16 protein-coding genes and 1 pseudogene are annotated in these 16,773 nt (G+C 55.8%); 16 read left to right on the top strand and 1 reads right to left on the bottom strand.

The features are described from left to right. Positions 1 to 11 precede the first annotated feature (11 nt). The 8 genes and pseudogenes from BJQ97_RS07545 to BJQ97_RS07585 all read left to right on the top strand — a co-directional run bounded on the left by BJQ97_RS07545 (position 12) and on the right by BJQ97_RS07585 (position 7,515). Positions 12 to 407, top strand: coding sequence for a hypothetical protein (locus BJQ97_RS07545; protein WP_160156100.1), 396 nt, complete (start codon positions 12 to 14; stop codon positions 405 to 407). Positions 408 to 752: 345 nt separating this feature from the next. Then, a complete protein-coding gene (locus BJQ97_RS07555; protein WP_160156101.1) occupies positions 753 to 2,273 on the top strand; it encodes an NAD(P)H-hydrate dehydratase in 1,521 nt (506 codons plus the stop codon). Between the two features lie 239 nt (positions 2,274 to 2,512). Then, positions 2,513 to 2,956, top strand: coding sequence for a GNAT family N-acetyltransferase (locus tag BJQ97_RS07560; RefSeq protein ID WP_236567171.1), 444 nt, complete (start codon positions 2,513 to 2,515; stop codon positions 2,954 to 2,956). A 131-nt stretch (positions 2,957 to 3,087) separates the two neighbouring features. Next, positions 3,088 to 3,837, top strand: coding sequence for an IclR family transcriptional regulator (locus tag BJQ97_RS07565; RefSeq protein WP_160156103.1), 750 nt, complete (start codon positions 3,088 to 3,090; stop codon positions 3,835 to 3,837). Next, a pseudogene (gene pxpB / locus BJQ97_RS07570) lies at positions 3,834 to 4,530 on the top strand (5-oxoprolinase subunit PxpB). The gene BJQ97_RS07565 and the pseudogene pxpB overlap by 4 nt, the downstream one beginning before the upstream one ends. Next, positions 4,523 to 5,494 (top strand): 5-oxoprolinase subunit C family protein, encoded by a 972-nt coding sequence (locus BJQ97_RS07575; protein WP_160156104.1) that lies wholly within the window; start codon positions 4,523 to 4,525, stop codon positions 5,492 to 5,494. The pseudogene pxpB and the gene BJQ97_RS07575 overlap by 8 nt, the downstream one beginning before the upstream one ends. Continuing rightward, on the top strand, positions 5,491 to 6,261 hold the full coding sequence (locus BJQ97_RS07580) for a 5-oxoprolinase subunit PxpA (RefSeq protein WP_160156105.1): 771 nt from the start codon (positions 5,491 to 5,493) through the stop codon (positions 6,259 to 6,261). Before BJQ97_RS07575 ends, BJQ97_RS07580 begins: the two co-directional genes overlap by 4 nt. A 282-nt stretch (positions 6,262 to 6,543) precedes the next feature. Further along, complete coding sequence (locus BJQ97_RS07585; RefSeq protein WP_160156106.1) at positions 6,544 to 7,515, top strand: YbgA family protein; 972 nt, start codon at positions 6,544 to 6,546, stop codon at positions 7,513 to 7,515. Positions 7,516 to 7,604: 89 nt separating this feature from the next. On the opposite strand, the gene BJQ97_RS07590 is transcribed toward BJQ97_RS07585, so the two are convergent. Continuing rightward, a complete protein-coding gene (locus tag BJQ97_RS07590) occupies positions 7,605 to 7,874 on the bottom strand; it encodes an excalibur calcium-binding domain-containing protein (protein ID WP_044733113.1) in 270 nt (89 codons plus the stop codon). Between the two features lie 127 nt (positions 7,875 to 8,001). Here BJQ97_RS07590 and BJQ97_RS17650 point away from each other — a divergent pair, with 127 nt between their 5' ends. The 8 genes from BJQ97_RS17650 (at position 8,002) to thiE (ending at position 16,694) form a co-directional block, all read left to right on the top strand. Continuing rightward, on the top strand, positions 8,002 to 8,340 hold the full coding sequence (locus BJQ97_RS17650; RefSeq protein WP_236567174.1) for an HAD family hydrolase: 339 nt from the start codon (positions 8,002 to 8,004) through the stop codon (positions 8,338 to 8,340). 132 nt (positions 8,341 to 8,472) lie between these two features. After that, positions 8,473 to 10,155 (top strand): long-chain fatty acid--CoA ligase, encoded by a 1,683-nt coding sequence (locus tag BJQ97_RS07605; protein WP_160156107.1) that lies wholly within the window; start codon positions 8,473 to 8,475, stop codon positions 10,153 to 10,155. After that, a complete protein-coding gene (locus BJQ97_RS07610; RefSeq protein ID WP_160156108.1) occupies positions 10,155 to 11,135 on the top strand; it encodes a phosphotriesterase family protein in 981 nt (326 codons plus the stop codon). Before BJQ97_RS07605 ends, BJQ97_RS07610 begins: the two co-directional genes overlap by 1 nt. A gap of 383 nt (positions 11,136 to 11,518) precedes the next feature. Next, positions 11,519 to 13,198 carry a DUF6044 family protein gene (locus BJQ97_RS07615; protein ID WP_160156109.1) on the top strand — a complete coding sequence of 560 codons (1,680 nt, stop codon included), beginning with the start codon at positions 11,519 to 11,521 and terminating at the stop codon, positions 13,196 to 13,198. A gap of 1 nt (position 13,199) precedes the next feature. Then, complete coding sequence (locus tag BJQ97_RS07620) at positions 13,200 to 14,222, top strand: glycosyltransferase family 2 protein (protein WP_160156110.1); 1,023 nt, start codon at positions 13,200 to 13,202, stop codon at positions 14,220 to 14,222. A gap of 172 nt (positions 14,223 to 14,394) precedes the next feature. Beyond that, a complete protein-coding gene (gene thiM / locus BJQ97_RS07625; protein WP_160156111.1) occupies positions 14,395 to 15,204 on the top strand; it encodes a hydroxyethylthiazole kinase in 810 nt (269 codons plus the stop codon). A gap of 18 nt (positions 15,205 to 15,222) precedes the next feature. Beyond that, positions 15,223 to 16,023, top strand: a complete 801-nt coding sequence (thiD, locus tag BJQ97_RS07630) for a bifunctional hydroxymethylpyrimidine kinase/phosphomethylpyrimidine kinase (protein ID WP_160156112.1) — start codon at positions 15,223 to 15,225, stop codon at positions 16,021 to 16,023. 5 nt (positions 16,024 to 16,028) lie between these two features. Next, the gene (gene thiE / locus BJQ97_RS07635; protein ID WP_160156113.1) at positions 16,029 to 16,694 is read left to right on the top strand and encodes a thiamine phosphate synthase; all 666 of its coding nucleotides are present in this window, start codon (positions 16,029 to 16,031) and stop codon (positions 16,692 to 16,694) included. Positions 16,695 to 16,773: the final 79 nt, after the last annotated feature.

Raw genomic sequence — 16,773 nt, forward strand, 5'->3', positions numbered from 1 at the left:
GGGAAATGGGCATGACAAACGAAACAAAACGGTGGCTCGAACAATGTACCGTTGCGGCGCTTGAGCAGTTTGCCGATGATTTGACGGTTGAAGCGGAACAAAGTGAGGAAGAGGCCCGCCGTCGATTTTATGAAGGCATGGCAGTGGCGGCAAAGCTCGTGGCATTGCGGTGGGAAGGAAAATGTACGTACATCGACGGCGACTTGATTGACAACGTATATGAAGCGCTTGCGGTCTTTTCTCTTGAAAAACTGGAAGAGGAATTGACGCTCGAAACGCAAGCTGACTCCAGCGGCCGTTGCTCGTTTTGCCTCAAAGAAAAACCGAGGCTGGCTAAAGGTCCACTGGCGGCGATTTGTGACGATTGCCTGCAGTTTGGGCTGCAAGTCATCGCCAAGCAGCCTTGACCAAGATGGCGGTCATCGTGAAGGCGATGGCCGTCGTTTTTCTGCATAGCGGATAAGCGGGTAGGATAAAGCGAGCAACACGGCGATAAAGGCGATGACGCCGCTCCAATGAAAATGCGCCCAGACGTAGCCGCCGGCTGTTCCGGCAAGGCTTGATCCTAAATCATACATTGATGATGGGAAGGCGCGCGGCAGGGAATGTCAAACGTTTCATGAACGCTCCATAAAGACCGCTCCATCGGGCATCGTGGTTCGTTCTCGAAGCCTGATTCTCCCATGGCCAACATGTGTAAAAGATGGAGCGTCAAAGGGGACGGAGGTCAAAAGAAACGAGGAGGAAGGAGAATGATTCCGATCGTAACATCTGATGAAATGTATGCCATCGACCGAGAAGTGACGGAGAGGATCGGCATTAGCGCTGATTCATTGATGGAAAACGCCGGGCAGGCGCTGTTTTCAGCGCTGAAAGAACGCATTTCACGCGCTGCTAACGTGGCGGTGCTTGCCGGGGCGGGCAACAACGGCGGGGATGGGTTTGTCGTTGCCCGCATGTTGAAAAGCTACGGCTACGAAACCGATGTATGGCTCGTTCCACCAAAGGAAAAGGTGAAAGGAGCGGCGCGTACCGCGCTTGAGGTGTACGAGCGGTCCGGCTATTCGTGGAACGCTTATGAGGGGAATGAGCGGGCGTTTGCGGCGCGCGTGCCGCATTATGATGTCATCATCGACGCACTGCTTGGCATTGGCGTCAAGGGGGAAGTTCGTTCTCCGTATCAAGAAATCATTGAACAAGTGAACCGTTCACGGGCTGTTGTGTATGCGATTGATGTGCCAAGCGGGGTGCCGGCCGATGGCGGTGATGTCGCCGCGGCCGTTCGCGCGGATGTGACGCTCACCATTCACTGTCCGAAGCTTGGGGCGTACACGTTTCCAGCGGCCGATTATTACGGGGAGCTTGCTGTTGTGGATATCGGCATTCCGCCGCTCGTGGTCAAAACGAATGCAGTCCGTCGGTTTGTGTGGGAACGAAGCGATGTTATGCGGACGATGCCAAAACGGAAGCGGTCTTCGCATAAAGGAACGCACGGCAAACTGCTTGTCGTCGGTGGATCGAAAGCCATGACAGGAGCGGTGACGCTCGCCGCTAAAGCGGCGCTGCGAAGCGGGGCCGGACTTGTGACCATGGCTGTTCCGGAAACGGTGTACGAGGCGGTCGCCAACCGAGTGCCGGAGGCGATGTGTCGGCCGTGGCAGGCCGATGGCGGGGCATTTGCCGGCGCGGTCGATTGGGACGGGCTTGATGTGGATGCAATGGCGGTCGGTCCCGGGCTGGGGCGGACGGAAGGGGTGCGCCGTCTTGTTGGGGAGTTGGTGCGAAAGCCGGTGTCCCTTATCCTCGATGCCGATGCCCTGTTTTTCTGGGATGATTACGCTGAACAGGTGCGCCGCCGAAGCGTGCCGACGGTCATCACTCCGCATCCGGGGGAAATGGCGCGCATCGTCCATCGCTCCATTCGCGAGGTGGAGCACGACCGCTTTGGGGTATCCAAGCGGTTGGCGATGGAATATGGCGTGTATGTCGTGTTGAAAGGGCCGTATACGATTGTTACGGCGCCGGATGGAGCGCAATATGTCAACACGACCGGCAACCCGGCTTTGGCGAAAGGCGGCAGCGGTGACGTCTTGACGGGCATCGTAGCGGCGTTTTTGCTGCAGCACGAGGCGGTGCAGCCGGCGGTGAGCAATGCGGTGTTCGTGCATGGAAAGGCTGCTGATTGGCTTGTGCAAAACGGCCATTCGGTTTGGGATGTATTGGCGTCGGACGTTGTCGATGCCTTGCCGGCTGTGCTCGCTTTCTTGACATGATCAACCGGCCTATTGAAAGGAGCGCTGGGGACGAAAACGATCCAGTTGGCTTGTATTTCTGATTCCATTTTCAACGCTGAGGCTGTATTTGCGGCTGCAGCTGTAATCGTTGGCTGATCAGCCGAGATTGCTGGGCTGCGCCCTTCGCGCGCCTGAATCGGGAGCCTTCTTTCGAAACGATGATAAACGTTACAGAAAGGCGGAAGTCTCATTATCATGAATGTATAAACAGAAGGGAGATGGGAATCGTGCCGCAATTTGTTTGGCTCGAAACGGAGGAGGAAGTGAGAAGCGCCTTTCCGGTCATGCGCGAGCTGCGCACCCATTTGGATGAGGAAACATACGTGGCACTTGTGCGTGAAGCGCAAGAAAAAGAAGGGTATCAGCTTGCGGCGTTATATGATCAGGACAAAATGGTTGCCGTTGTCGGATTCATGCCGATGATTACGCTCTATAACGGTCGCTTTATTTGGGTGTGTGATTTGGTTACCGCTTCGAGCGAACGTTCGAAAGGATATGGAAAAGCGTTGCTGTCGCATGTGCACGAATGGGCGAAAGAGCACGGCTACGGGATTGTCTCGCTGTCATCCGGCCTGCAGCGGGTTGACGCCCATCGCTTCTATGAGGAAAAAATGGAATATCAAAAAACGAGTTATGTGTTTTTGAAACGCTTGTCGATTTAAATCCAATGGCGTCCGTTCAGCGGGCGCTTTTCATTTTGTGGTAGAAAGTTGTTCCACTTTTCATTATAATAAAAAATACATAACTCGTATTTTGGAATTAATATTCTGATATTCGGAACAGAGGGGCAATGATGAATAAAACGGTCTTAAAAACAAAAGAACTGCTTGATTTGTTTCTCGATTGCGAACGGTTGACGCTGCCGGAAATGGTCGAGCGGCTTCGGATGCCGAAAACGTCGGTGTACCGGATGGCGCAGTCGCTTGTTGCCCTCGGCTTTTTGCAAAAACGAGGCGATCACTATGAGCTCGGTTTCGCCTTCTTGACGTTTGGCGCGCTCGTCGCCGAGCGGCTCGATATTCGCCGGGCGGCGCTGCCAGTGATGAAGCGGCTGAAAGAGGAGACGAACGAAGCGGTCAATTTAGTCATTCGCGACGGCGACGAGGCGCTGTATATTGAAAAAGTCGAGACCTCTGAGCCGGTGCGCGTCTATACGAAAGTCGGGCGGCGCGCTCCGCTGTACGCCGGTGCGTGTCCGCGCGTCCTGCTGGCGTTTATGGCCAAGGAGGAGCAGGAACGCTATTTGGAACAGGTGGAGCTTGTGAAAATCGCCAAACATACGGTTACGGACAAACAAGCATTGCGCCGGTTGTTAGAAGAAGACCGGAAACGCGGTTATACTGTCAGTTATTCCGAACTGGAAAACTATTCGGCCGCCGTTGCGGTGCCGATTTTCAACCATGAAGGCGCGGCGGTCGCCGGGCTGAGCGTTGCCGGACCGGAACAACGCTTTTCATCAGATGATGTGGCGCGCATCGTCCCGCTGTTGAAGAAGGCGGCGATGGATATTTCATGGGAACTTGGCTTTCAGGGGAAGGGATGACGGTGGAGTATACGTTGTTTCCATTATGCGAATATGCGGTGACGATCCGGTTTTCAGACCGCATTGACGAGGACGTGAATGACATCGTCCACCACACGGCCGCCCGGCTTCAGGCCGAGCGAAAAGAAGGCATCGAGGAAATCGCGCCGGCGTTTTCGTCGCTCACCGTTTATTACGATCCGCTCGTTGCCGGGAGCTATGCCGATGTATGCGCCTGGCTGCACGAGAACATCGGGCGGTCTGAACAAGCGGTGCGGAGTTCGGCGCGGACGATCGTCATTCCCGTCTGTTACGGTGGCGAGTTTGGGCCGGATTTGCCGGACGTCGCCCGCTTTCACGGGATATCGGAAGATGAGGTGGTTAAGCTTCATTCGGCTGGACGCTACCGTGTCTATATGATCGGATTTTCTCCAGGGTTTGCTTATTTGGGGGGCTTGTCGCCCCGTTTGGCCACGCCAAGGAGGGCGGTGCCGCGAACAAAAGTGCCGGCCGGTTCGGTCGGCATCGCCGGCGGCCAGACGGGTGTCTATCCGCTCGCGACGCCGGGCGGCTGGCAGCTGATCGGCCGGACGCCGCTTCGGTTATTTGATCCGCGTCGGGAGGAACCAAGTTTGCTTGCGGCTGGCGACATCGTGGAATTTCGGCCGATTGGGGCTCGTGAATTTGCACGTTTGGAGAGAGGAACATGATTGACGTCATCGAGGGTGGGTTGTTTACAACCGTGCAAGACGGCGGGCGTTTCGGCTACCGGCATGCCGGGGTGCCGGTGGGCGGGGCGATGGATAGGTGGGCGTATCGCCTGGCTAATGCGCTTGTCGGCAACAATGGGGATGAGGCGGTGCTTGAGGCGACGATGGCCGGGCCGACGCTTCGGTTTCACGTTGAGGCCGTCGTTGCGGTATGTGGCGGCGATTTCCCGTGTACGCTCAATGGGCGGCCGTTTGCACTTTGGAAGCCGATGGCTGTCGAGCCGGGCGATGTGCTCGAAGTTGGGGTGTGTCGGACGGGGTTTCGGGCGTATATCGCCGTATCAGGAGGCATCGATGTCCCGCCCGTGATGGGGAGCCGTTCCACGTACGTTCCAGCGCAGCTTGGCGGTTTCACTGGTCGGCCGTTGCGGTGCGGCGATGCGCTGCCACTCGGCGCCGCCCATGGGAGGCGTGTAGCCGAACCGCTACGTTGGGGTCTTGCTTCAGTCGCCCGCCGCTATATTGGTGGGAAAACGAAAACGGTGCGCGCGGTTCCCGGCCCGGAGTATGACGAATTTACGCCGGCGAGCCGCCGCCAGTTTTTCGCCGCCCGCTATGAGGTGACGACGCAGTCCGATCGGATCGGCTATCGCCTTTCCGGTCCAGCGTTGGTGCTTGTGCGTGAGCGGGAGATGGTGTCGGAAGCGGTCGTGTTCGGCACGGTGCAAGTACCCGCGTCCGCCCAGCCGATCGTATTGATGGCGGACAGCCAAACAACCGGCGGCTATCCCCGCATCGCCCAAGTGGCGGCTGTGGATTTGCCGATTCTGGCGCAGGCTCGCCCGGGCGACCTTATCCAATTTCAGCCGATCAGGCCGGAAGAAGCGGCGCGGCTTTATACGGAACAAGAGCGGCAGTTGGCTGGGTGGATTTCCGCCATTCGCCGTCAATGGGAGGAAGAACGGTGAGGATAATTGATTTGAACTGTGATTTTGGCGAAAGCTTTGGGGTGTATAGGCTTGGACGGGAAGGGATTTTGCCGTATGTCACGTCTGTCAACATCGCCTGCGGGTTTCACGCCGGCGACCCGCTCGTCATGCGGCGGACGGTGCAGCTTGCGATCCATCATGGCGTTGCCATCGGCGCCCACCCGGGATTTCCGGATTTGCTTGGCTTCGGACGGCGGGTGATGGCCGTTTCGCCGGAGGAAGTGTATGCGTACGTCGTCTACCAAATTGGTGCGCTGGCTGCGTTTGTGAAGGCGGAAGGCGGGACGATGACGCACGTCAAGCCGCACGGCGCCTTGTACAATATGGCAGCGAAAGACGCGGCGTTGGCGGAAGCGATCGCCAAAGCGGTGCATGATGTCGATCCGATGCTTGTCTTATACGGTTTGTCGGGAAGTGAGCTGATCCGCGCGGGCCGCGCCTATGGCTTGCGGACGGCGAGCGAAGTGTTCGCTGACCGGACATATCAGGCGGATGGTTCGCTCACCCCAAGAAGCGATCCGCGCGCCATCATCGCGGATGAAGACGAAGCGGTCACGCAAGTGCTCATGATGATCCGCGACCGGCGCGTCCGCTCGGTGCAAGGGACGGACGTGGCGATTGAAGCCGACACCATTTGCCTGCATGGCGACAGCGAGCAGGCAGTGCGATTTGCCCAACGGCTCTATGAAGCGTTGCGAAATGAAGGCATCGCCATTCAGGCGGTGCGTCGGGAGGAGAGACGATGAAAAAAGAAAGCAGGCTCAGCGTGTTTGGCGCTATCATCGTCTTGATGGCGTATGGGCGTCTATACCGCCATGCAGCAGCTGCCGCAACCGTTCCGCTAAAGAACAAAGCGTCCTAAGCAGGAAAGCCGCTTAGGGCGCTGTTTGCATTTGGAGCTGTTTATGGCTTCTTCTAACTTATACCGATTTTTTCACTTGCTCAATGAAATCGGCATTCATGACAGTCACTCATTCGATTGGTTACAATAACAAAGAGAGATGACGGAACGAGAAAGGAGAAGAAAGATGCATTACGCCATTCCAACAGTGGTGGTCAGCGAGTGCCTCGGGTTTTCCGCTTGCCGGTATAACGGCGACATCATTCACAATTCGTTTATATCTCGTTTAGCCACGTTTGCCCGGCTTGTTCCTGTATGCCCTGAAGTGGCCATTGGTCTTGGGGTTCCGCGGGAGACGGTTCGGCTTGTGAAACAAGGGGAAGAAAAGCGGCTTGTGCAGCCGTCGACGAACCGAGATTGGACGAAGGAAATGAAAGCATTTGCCACCTCCTTCTTCGACCAAATCGAAGAAATCGATGGATTTATTTTAAAAAGCCGTTCTCCGACGTGTGGCATCAAAGATGTAAAAGTGTACGGCGATGCTCACAGCAGCATGGTCATCGAGAAAGGAGCAGGGCTGTTCGCCGATCATGTATTTCAACGCTTTCCCCAAGCGGTTATTGAGGAAGAAGGACGCTTGACGAATGCAGCCATTCGCGAACACTTTTTGACCAAGTTGTTTTCGCTCGCCTTATTTCGTGAAGTGAAAGCGGAGCGGTCCATGAAAGCGCTCGTGCAATTCCATTCTGAGCATAAATATTTATTTATGGCGTACAGTCAAACGAGGTTGAAGGAGCTTGGTCGCTTGGTGGCGAACCGTGAACGCCTTCCGGTTGAGCAGGTGCTGAAGTTGTATGAGCAGGGATTGCATGCCTTATTTGCCCGCGCTCCGCAACGCCGTTCCCATATCAATGTTTGCCAACATTTGATGGGCTATTTCAAAAAGGAGATGTCAGCGAAAGAAAAGCAATATATATTGGAACTGTTGGCGCAATATCGGGCGCAGCAGCTCCCGCTCAGCAGTGTGACAAGCGTCTTGAAATCGTGGGCCATTCGCGAAGAAAACGATTATTTGTTGCAGCAGCGGTATTTCGCCCCGTATCCGCCTGCTCTCTTAGATGTCCGCGATTCGGGCAAAGGAAGGGAAACGGCGGTGTGAGCGATCGCACATTTGAAGAAAATAAAAGCCAAAGGGCGATTCGGTTGGCCCTTTGGCTTTGAACAAGATGGAGAACAAAGGGCGAAAGACTATCGTTCGCAGGCGATCCCATCTTTATCTCGATCCAGTCGTTGATTGGCATCGTATAATGCTTTCGATACATAAGGCTTATATTTGGTTTTTCCTCCTTTGTTTTTGACAGAGGAGGAGCGGGCTACGCCCCCTGGATAATCTTTGTTCAGCGCGGTGCAGTTTGGATACGTTTTGATTTTGGCTGCCGCTTCGGCCAGGCGGAGTGAGTCAAAGGAAAAGCTGGCTGCGAGTGCCAGGGAAAGGACAAGCGAGATCACGAATCTCATCATGTGTTACCCCCTCTTTGCAACATGATGGCAAGCTTTTCTAGAATCATATTTTGCCATATTTGCGTTCGTTCATCAACCAAAAGCGGACAAGCAAACGATGACGGGCCAAGAAAGGGGAAACAGTATGCACGGAGCAGACATTAAAGTGATCGTCTTTGATTTGGACGGAACACTATACGAGGAAACAAGTCATTTTGACTATTACGCCGAGCAGGTGGCCAAACGGCTTTGTGAAACAGACCGACCGCGGTTTTGGAACGATTACCGCGCGGTGCTCGCCGGACGCCATCCGCTTCGCATCGGCGTTATGTACGATACAAAGGAAGGTTGGTCGACACCTATCGCTTGGCGAAACAAGGGGATGCAGATTTCATCGTCGCTTCGACGTCGGCGTGTGTGCCGGTTCTGCGCCGCCTGTTGTAGGCGGTGTATTTTTTATTTTGTATATTCGGAAAATTATTGAAAATATAAATGAAAGCGTGTACAATAAAAAACAGCCGGCTATATACCAACTGGTCAGTAAAAAAACTGTTCAATGCTGCTTGCGCGGCGGTTGCCGCATTGAACGATCGCGTGAAAAGGAGGAGGGGGCGGAATGAATACGAGACATTACCCGTATTGGCCGAAACGGCTCTCGAAAACGCTGGCTGTGCCGGAGACGACGCTGGTCGACCATTTGGAAACAACGGCAAAGCGCTACCCGAACAAAACGGCGATCTATTATTACGGAGCTGCGTACTCGTACAAAGAGCTGCTTGATGACGTCAACGCGTTGGCCGGCTATTTGCAGCAAAAGCTGTCCGTCAAGCCGGGCGACCGCGTGCTCTTGTACATGCAAAATTCTCCGCAGTTTGTCATCTCCTACTATGCCATTTTGCGTGCTGAAGCGATCGTCGTGCCGATCAATCCGATGAACACCTCAGAGGAGCTTTCCTTTTACGTCAATGATTGCGAAACGAGAGTCGCCATCGTTGGGCAGGAGCTGCTTGACAAAGCGGCCCCGCTCCTTGATCGGACGCCGTTGGAACAAATCATCGTCGCCGCTTATTCCGATTATGCTTCCGATGAATCGCCGGTTTCGCTTCCGGCGGAAGTGGCGGCGCCGCGCCGGGCCATTGGGGATGAGCGCGTTCTTTTATGGGCGGACTGCCTCGGCGCCCAATTGCCGCCGCTTCCATACAACGGCCATGTTGATGACATCGCCGTCTTGCCGTACACGTCCGGGACGACCGGGGTGCCCAAAGGCTGCATCCACCCGCACCGGACGGTGAACGCCAACATCGTCGGCGCCTACCACTGGGGCGATGTGACGAGCGATTCGGTCGCGTTGGCGACGCTGCCGTTTTTCCATGTCACGGGGATGGTCCATAGCATGCATACGCCGATTTTCGCCGGCGCCGCCATGGTGTTGATGACGCGCTGGGATCGGGACGCGGCCGCCCGGCTGATTGAATTGCACCGCTGCACGCATTGGGTGAACATCAGCACGATGCTCATCGACTTTTTGGCCAACCCGGCGCTTGGCCGGTATGACATTTCCTCGCTTTCGAGCATTTCCGGCGGCGGAGCGGCGCTTCCGGAAGCGGTTGGGGAAAAATTGTTCCAGCTCACCGGCGTCCGTTATTTTGAAGGCTACGGGCTGACGGAGACGATTTCGCAGACGCATTTCAATCCGCCGGACCGGCCGAAATTGCAATGTCTCGGCGTCCCGTCGTTTGACGTCGATGCGCGCATCATCGACCCGGGGACGGGGAGGGAGCTTGGCGTCGGCGAAGTCGGGGAGATCGTCGTCCATGGCCCGCAAGTGTTCCGCGGCTATTACCGGCGTGAAAAAGAAACGGAAGAGGCGTTCATCGAACTCGACGGCAAGCGGTTTTTCCGCACCGGCGACATCGGGCGGATGGATGAAGAAGGCTACTTTTTCATCGTTGACCGCGTCAAACGAATGATCAACGCCTCTGGGTACAAAGTGTGGCCGACGGAAGTCGAGTCGCTTTTGTACAAACACCCGGCCGTCCAGCAGGCGTGCGTCGTCGGCGCGCCGGACCCGCGCCGCGGCGAAACGGTGAAGGCGTTTATCGTCCTTCATGACGAGTATGTCGGCAAAGTGACGGAACAGGAGATCATCGAATGGGCGAAAACGCAAATGGCGGCGTACAAATATCCGCGCCTCGTTGAATTCCGCAAATCGTTGCCGATGACGTCAAGCGGCAAATTGCTTTGGCGGAAATTGCAGGAAGAAGAATATGAAAAAGCGGGGAAAGGGGCGAACGCCTAATGGCAAAGACGGTCGAAACCGTTCTTGGCCCGGTGCCGGTGGAACGGCTTGGCAAAACGCTCATCCACGAGCATTTCCTTTTCGGCTACCCGGGATTTCAAGGCGATGTGACGCGCGGCCCGTTCCGCGAAGACGAGGCGCTTCGCGTCGCAGTCGAGGCGGCGGAAAAGATGAAGCGGCACGGCATCCAAACGGTCGTTGATCCGACGCCGAACGACTGCGGGCGCAACCCGGCGTTTTTGCGGCGAGTCGCTGAAGAGACGGGGCTGAACATCATTTGCGCCACCGGCTATTACTACGAAGGGGAAGGGGCGCCGCCGTATTTCAAATTCCGCCAGCTGCTCGGGACGGCGGAAGACGACATTTACCACATGTTTATGGCTGAGCTGACCGAGGGCATTGCCGATACCGGAATCAAGGCGGGTGTCATCAAGCTCGCTTCGAGCAAAGGGCGCATCACCGAGTATGAGAAACTGTTTTTCCGCGCCGCCGCCCGCGCGCAAAAAGAGACGGGCGCAGTCATCATCACTCATACGCAAGAAGGGACGATGGGGCCGGAACAAGCCGCTTATTTGCTTGAGCACGGCGCCGATCCGAAAAAGATCGTCATCGGCCATATGTGCGGCAACACCGACCCGGACTACCATCGCCGGACGCTTGCTTACGGCGTTTACATCGCCTTTGACCGCTTCGGCATCCAAGGGATGGTCGGCGCGCCGACCGATGAGGAGCGGGTGCGGACGCTCCTTGCCCTGCTTCGCGGCGGATATGCGGATCGAATTATGCTTTCGCATGATACGGTCAACCTTTGGCTCGGCCGTCCGTTTGAACTGCCTGGGCCGTTTGCCGAGATGATGAAAAACTGGCATGTCGAGCATTTGTTTGTGAACATCATCCCCGTGCTGAAATACGAAGGAATCAGTGACGAAGTGCTTGAGCAAATGTTTATTGGCAATCCGGCGGCGTTGTTCTCGGCTTGACGCCGTTTATACGGTCGGTAAAAACCGCGCTTTCTTCAAAATCGTTGTTGCGAACGCGCGGAAAAGCGGTTGTTTATCATCCTAAACCGAGAAGACCTCTACTTCCACGCGTGAGCGTAGGTGGGAGAGCGTTCAAGAGCGAAATCTTCATAGTCCGAACGTTTTTCGTTCCATCACCAGCTTTTTGGGCAACGTTGTGTTGCATGCAAAAGGCTGATCGAAAGGTGAATAGACGAATAGAAAATCGCCGTCATCCGGCTTCATCCGGCCGACGGCGGTTTTTTGTTTGGATTGGAGTCCGTTTTTCTCCATTCCCATGAATAATTTTCCTGTTTGGTTGAACAATAAAGAAAGACAAGAGCCGGGCGAAAGGAGGAGAAAAGGTGCCGGCCATCGAAAAGCGACTCCTGATCTTCTCTTTCGTTGTCATCGCCTTGTACGTGTCGCCGTATTTTGTGCTTGGCGAGGATGCGCATATGCGCGTCCACGACAATTTGGATTCAAACATCGCCTGGTATAAGGTGCTCACTCGAAGCGGTGAGCTGTTCGGACCGGTCGATGGCGTCATCCCGCAAATCATCAACGGCCTGCCGCGCAACGCGTTCGGCACAGAATTCAGCGGCATCGTTTGGCTTCACGCCCTGTTTCCATCCATTTACGCCTATGGGCTCAGTCAAGCCGCAACCCGCGTATTGGCGTTCATCGGCATGTATTTGCTGCTGCGAAAACATGTGCTACCGGGCGAGCGCTGGGGATGGATTCGCATCGGCGCTTCGTTGACGTTTGCCTTGACGCCGTTTTGGCCATCGGGAATGTTAAGTACGCTCGGGATGCCGCTTGCGCTTTGGGCGTTTTTAAACATTCGGGGCGGCGAGCGTTCATGGGTGAACTGGGCGGTGTTGACGCTCTTGCCGCTCTATTCAAGCTTCGTGCTTGGATTTTTCTTTTTCTTGAGTGCGCTTGGGATTTGGTGGCTCATTGATGTCATCCGCGGCAAGGGTTGGAATTGGCGGTTTTTGGCGGCCATCGTCTATATGACGATGCTCTATTTGGTGGTCGATTACCGGTTTGTCCATTCGCTCTTGTTTTCCAATGAGCCGACAAGCCGCGACGAATATTTCCACGCCCGTCTGCCGATTTGGCGCGTCATCCGGCTGACGTTCAAAAACTATGTGCTCGGCCACACCCACGTCATGACCGTGCATGGGCTCATCATTTTACCGATGACGCTCGTTGCCTTGTACGTTGTATGGAAGCGGAAAAGCTGGCGGCGGGAGAAACTGTTTTTGCTTTTGCACGGGTTGAACTTTGCGTTGTCCACATGGTATGCGTTTTGGTTTTACAAAGGATGGCTGCCGCTCACCGAACGGTTTGATTTGCTTGATAAGTTCAATTTCGCCCGCTACCATTTTTTGCGGCCAATGGTGATTTACGTCTTGTTTGCACTGGCGCTGAAAATTTTTTGGCAGGAAGGCCGAAGGTGGCGGGCGGTCGGCGCGGCGGCCATTGTCTTGCAGATTGTCGTGCTTGCTTTATGCAATGAGGAAATCGTCTACCGCGACAAGCCGTCGTTTCGCGAGTTTTACGCGGAAAAACAGTTTGCCGCCATTCGCCGCTATATCGGCCGCCCGGTGCATACATACCGTGTCGCCAGTATCGGCATCCACCCGGCGATCGCTCAATACAACGGCTTTTACACGCTCGATACGTACAACAACTTTTATCCGCTCGAATACAAGCATCGGTTTCGCCGCATCATCGCCAAGGAGCTCGCGAAAAACAAAAAACTGCGCCAGTATTTCGATGAATGGGGCGGGCGCTGCTATTTGTTCGTCGATGAGCTGGGCAAGCGGTATATGTTTCAGAAAAACTCGAAGCGGACGATTCGCAACTTGGAATTGAACACAAACGTGTTTTATGACATGGGTGGGCGCTATATTTTCTCGGCGCTGCCAATTGAAAATGCCAGCGAAAACGCTTTGAGCCTTGAGCGGGTGTTCCGTTCCAAAGAGTCCGCGTGGACCATCTATTTATACAAAGTCGTGCAAGAGGGAGGAAGGTGACATGTTCGAACCGACGCTGGCCATTGTTGTGCCGTGTTACAACGAAGAAGAGGTGCTGCCGGAGACGATCCGCCGCTTGCGGGAGCTGCGCGAACAATTGATCGAAGAGCAGCTCATTTCATCCAACAGCGCGCTTTTGTTCGTCGATGACGGCAGCCGTGATGACACATGGAAGATCATATACAAAGCGAGTTTGCGCCACCCGGAAGTGAAAGGGCTGAAACTGGCGCATAACGCGGGGCATCAAAACGCACTGCTTGCCGGGCTGTTTGCCGCAAAAAGGCATGCCGATTGCCTCGTTTCGATCGACGCCGATTTGCAGGATGATGTAACGGCGATTCGGGAATTTGTGCAAAAGTTTCACGAAGGGTATGACATCGTCTACGGCGTGCGCCGGCGGCGCGATGCCGATACATGGTTCAAGCGCCATACGGCGCAGTGGTTTTACCGGCTGATGAAAGCGTTTGGCGTCGACCTCGTTTACAATCACGCCGACTATCGCCTTATGAGCCGGCGCGCTGTGGACGCGCTTGAACAGTTCGGGGAAGTGAACTTGTTTTTGCGCGGCATCGTCCCGCTTTTGGGCTTTCGGTCGGCGACGGTTTATTATGACCGAAAAGAGCGGCTGGCCGGGAAAACGAAATATCCGCTGAAAAAAATGATCGCCTTTGCGCTTGACGGCGTGACGTCGTTCAGCGTCACCCCGATCCGTTTCATTTCGCTTGTTGGGTTTCTCTCGTTTGCCGTCAGCTTGATGTTTGGCGTCTATTTTCTTTTTCTCAAATGGGTCGGGCATACGGAAACGGGTTGGACGTCGCTCATTACGTCCATCTGGCTGTTAGGGGGCTTGCAGCTGATGGCGCTCGGGCTGATTGGTGAATATATTGGAAAAATTTACAAAGAAACGAAACGAAGGCCGCGCTATATCATCGATTTGGATTTATGGAATTGGCCGCTGCCGCAGCGGCTGTCGCCGGCGGCGCCGTCCGAAGAGGGAGGGGCGGCCGAATGGACGCGTTCGTAATGGAACAAAAAGGGAGGTGCGCTTTGGCGGCCGCCTTTTTTCTTTGTCTTGCAATTCAAAAAAAGAAAGAGTAGACTGATGGATGGGGAGAATGAATCATTCCATTGGTCGAAAATACGGCGAAAGTCACGGTATGGCCGGCGAAAAGGCCTGGAAAGGGGAGAAACCGGAAATGGCCAATTGGCATGAATGGGCGGAACTGCTCGAGCGGGTAAGAGAGGAGAATCCGCTCGTCCATAATATCACGAATGTCGTTGTGACGAATTTTACGGCAAATGGGCTGCTTGCGCTTGGCGCTTCGCCGGTGATGGCGTATGCGAAAGAGGAAGTGGGCGAGATGGCGAAACTCGCTGGAGCGCTTGTCCTCAATATTGGGACGTTGAATGACAAAGAGGTAGAAGCGATGCTTGTCGCCGGCCAGGCGGCCAATGAAGCCGGGGTGCCGGTCATTTTCGATCCGGTCGGGGCCGGGGCCACGCGCTACCGGACGGAGACGGCGCGCCGCATCGCGGAAAAAGTCAAGCTCGCCGTGATCCGTGGCAATGCGGCGGAGATCGCCAACACGATTGGTGAAGCGTGGGCGATTAAAGGAGTCGACGCCGGCGAAGGAAGCGGCGATCGAGTGGCGTTGGCCAAACGGGCGGCGGAGCAGCTCGGCGCCGTTGTCGCGATTACTGGAAAAGAGGACGTCGTTGCGGACGGACAGACGACGTATCTCATTCAGAACGGCCATCCGTTGCTGACGAAAGTGACCGGGGCGGGCTGTTTGCTGACATCGGTCGTCGGAGCGTTTGCGGCCGTTGAGCGCGATGCGGCGAAGGCGGCGGTGGCAGCGCTCACGTATTATGGCGTTGCGGCCGAACAGGCGGCGGCCAAAGCCGGGGAGTGCGGACCGGGCAGCTTCCAGACGGCGTTTTTGGACGCGTTGGCGTATACAAGCGTCGATGATGTCAAACGGTATGGCCGGGTGGAACAACGGTAAAAGGGGAGGAAAAACACGATGGTGTACAAAGCGTTGACGATTGCCGGGTCGGACAGCGGCGGCGGCGCCGGCATCCAAGCCGATCTCAAAACGTTCCAGGAGCTCGGCGTCTTTGGCATGTCAGCGATCACGGCGGTGACGGCGCAAAACACACTTGGCGTGCAAGGCGTCTACCCGCTGTCGGCGGAAGCAGTCGCCGCCCAGATCGAATCGGTGGCCGCCGATTTAGGCGCGGATGCGGTGAAAACCGGCATGCTCTTTAGTGCCGAGATCATTTGTGCGGTTGCTGAACAAGTGAAAAAACAGAAATGGGAGCGGCTGGTCGTCGACCCGGTGATGATCGCCAAAGGCGGTGCTCCGCTGTTGCAAGAGGAAGCGGTGGCCGCTTTGAAAGAAGAGTTGCTGCCGTTGGCGCTCGTTATTACACCGAACATTCCGGAGGCGGAAGCATTGACGGGCGTTGTCATCCGCACGATGGATGACCGCCGCGAAGCCGCGCGCCTCCTCCACCGGATGGGCGCCCGCTATGTCGTCGTAAAAGGCGGCCATGACGATGATGGCGAAGAAACCGTCGACTTGCTGTATAACGGCAGCGAATTTTCCTATTTTAAAAGCAAGCGAATTGACACGCGTCATACGCACGGAACCGGCTGTACGTTTGCCGCGGCGATCGCCGCTGAGCTGGCGAAAGGACGGCAGGTCGTCGATGCAGTCGCAACGGCGAAATCGTTCGTGCAGGCGGCGATCTCCCATCCGCTCGGCATCGGCCAAGGCCATGGGCCGACGAACCATTGGGCGTACCGCCAATACGGAGAGTGAGAACGATGGCGCGCATCGCGAGCGGTGAAATGAAGGAGCGGCTGGCTGTTTACTTCATTATGGGAAGCCAAAACAGCGAACGTCCGGCCGCCGGTGTGCTGAAAGAAGCACTTGACGGCGGTGTGACGTTGTTTCAATTCCGCGAAAAAGGGCCGGGCGCTTTAAAAGGAGCGGACAAAGAGGAGCTCGCCCGGCAGTTGCAACGCCTTTGCCGCGCTTATGGGGTGCCGTTTATCGTCAACGATGACGTTGAGCTGGCTCTCGCCATTGATGCCGACGGCGTCCATGTCGGTCAAGACGATGAGGACGCGCGGCGCGTGCGGGAAAAAATCGGCGATAAAATTTTGGGCGTCTCAGCGCACAACATCGAAGAAGCAATGGCGGCCGTTGAGGCGGGCGCCGATTACCTTGGCGTCGGTCCGATTTACCCGACCAGTTCGAAAGAGGATGCAAAGGAAGCGCAAGGACCGGATGTTCTCCGCCGCTTGCGCGAAGCCGGCATCACCATTCCAATTGTCGCCATTGGCGGCATTACGGCTGCGAACGCCAAAATCGTTGTGGAAGCCGGGGCGGATGGGGTGTCCGTCATCAGTGCCATCGCTTCGGTTCCGTCGCCAAAGGCGGCGGCCGCCGCCTTGGTGGAAGCGGTGCGGGCAGCCCGCGCGCGCTGAATGGAAAAGTTGATTTCCATTTTAAGGAAAATGCCCATCATGGAAAAAGGTGTCCCGTTGATATTTCGGAACACCTTCT

The organism is Geobacillus sp. TFV-3 (assembly GCF_009901865.1).
GTDB classification, from domain to species: domain Bacteria; phylum Bacillota; class Bacilli; order Bacillales; family Anoxybacillaceae; genus Geobacillus; species Geobacillus thermoleovorans_A.

What these genes read in the sequence shown, in the direction of transcription:
- BJQ97_RS07545 (WP_160156100.1), top strand. Translation starts at nt 12, where the DNA reads ATGACAAACGAAACAAAACGGTGGCTCGAACAATGTACCGTTGCGGCG.
- BJQ97_RS07555 (WP_160156101.1), top strand. Translation starts at nt 753, where the DNA reads ATGATTCCGATCGTAACATCTGATGAAATGTATGCCATCGACCGAGAA.
- BJQ97_RS07560 (WP_236567171.1), top strand. Translation starts at nt 2,513, where the DNA reads ATGGGAATCGTGCCGCAATTTGTTTGGCTCGAAACGGAGGAGGAAGTG.
- BJQ97_RS07565 (WP_160156103.1), top strand. Translation starts at nt 3,088, where the DNA reads ATGAATAAAACGGTCTTAAAAACAAAAGAACTGCTTGATTTGTTTCTC.
- BJQ97_RS07575 (WP_160156104.1), top strand. Translation starts at nt 4,523, where the DNA reads ATGATTGACGTCATCGAGGGTGGGTTGTTTACAACCGTGCAAGACGGC.
- BJQ97_RS07585 (WP_160156106.1), top strand. Translation starts at nt 6,544, where the DNA reads ATGCATTACGCCATTCCAACAGTGGTGGTCAGCGAGTGCCTCGGGTTT.
- BJQ97_RS07590 (WP_044733113.1), bottom strand. Translation starts at nt 7,874, where the DNA reads ATGAGATTCGTGATCTCGCTTGTCCTTTCCCTGGCACTCGCAGCCAGC.
- BJQ97_RS17650 (WP_236567174.1), top strand. Translation starts at nt 8,002, where the DNA reads ATGCACGGAGCAGACATTAAAGTGATCGTCTTTGATTTGGACGGAACA.
- BJQ97_RS07605 (WP_160156107.1), top strand. Translation starts at nt 8,473, where the DNA reads ATGAATACGAGACATTACCCGTATTGGCCGAAACGGCTCTCGAAAACG.
- BJQ97_RS07610 (WP_160156108.1), top strand. Translation starts at nt 10,155, where the DNA reads ATGGCAAAGACGGTCGAAACCGTTCTTGGCCCGGTGCCGGTGGAACGG.
- BJQ97_RS07620 (WP_160156110.1), top strand. Translation starts at nt 13,200, where the DNA reads ATGTTCGAACCGACGCTGGCCATTGTTGTGCCGTGTTACAACGAAGAA.
- thiM (WP_160156111.1), top strand. Translation starts at nt 14,395, where the DNA reads ATGGCCAATTGGCATGAATGGGCGGAACTGCTCGAGCGGGTAAGAGAG.
- thiD (WP_160156112.1), top strand. Translation starts at nt 15,223, where the DNA reads ATGGTGTACAAAGCGTTGACGATTGCCGGGTCGGACAGCGGCGGCGGC.
- thiE (WP_160156113.1), top strand. Translation starts at nt 16,029, where the DNA reads ATGGCGCGCATCGCGAGCGGTGAAATGAAGGAGCGGCTGGCTGTTTAC.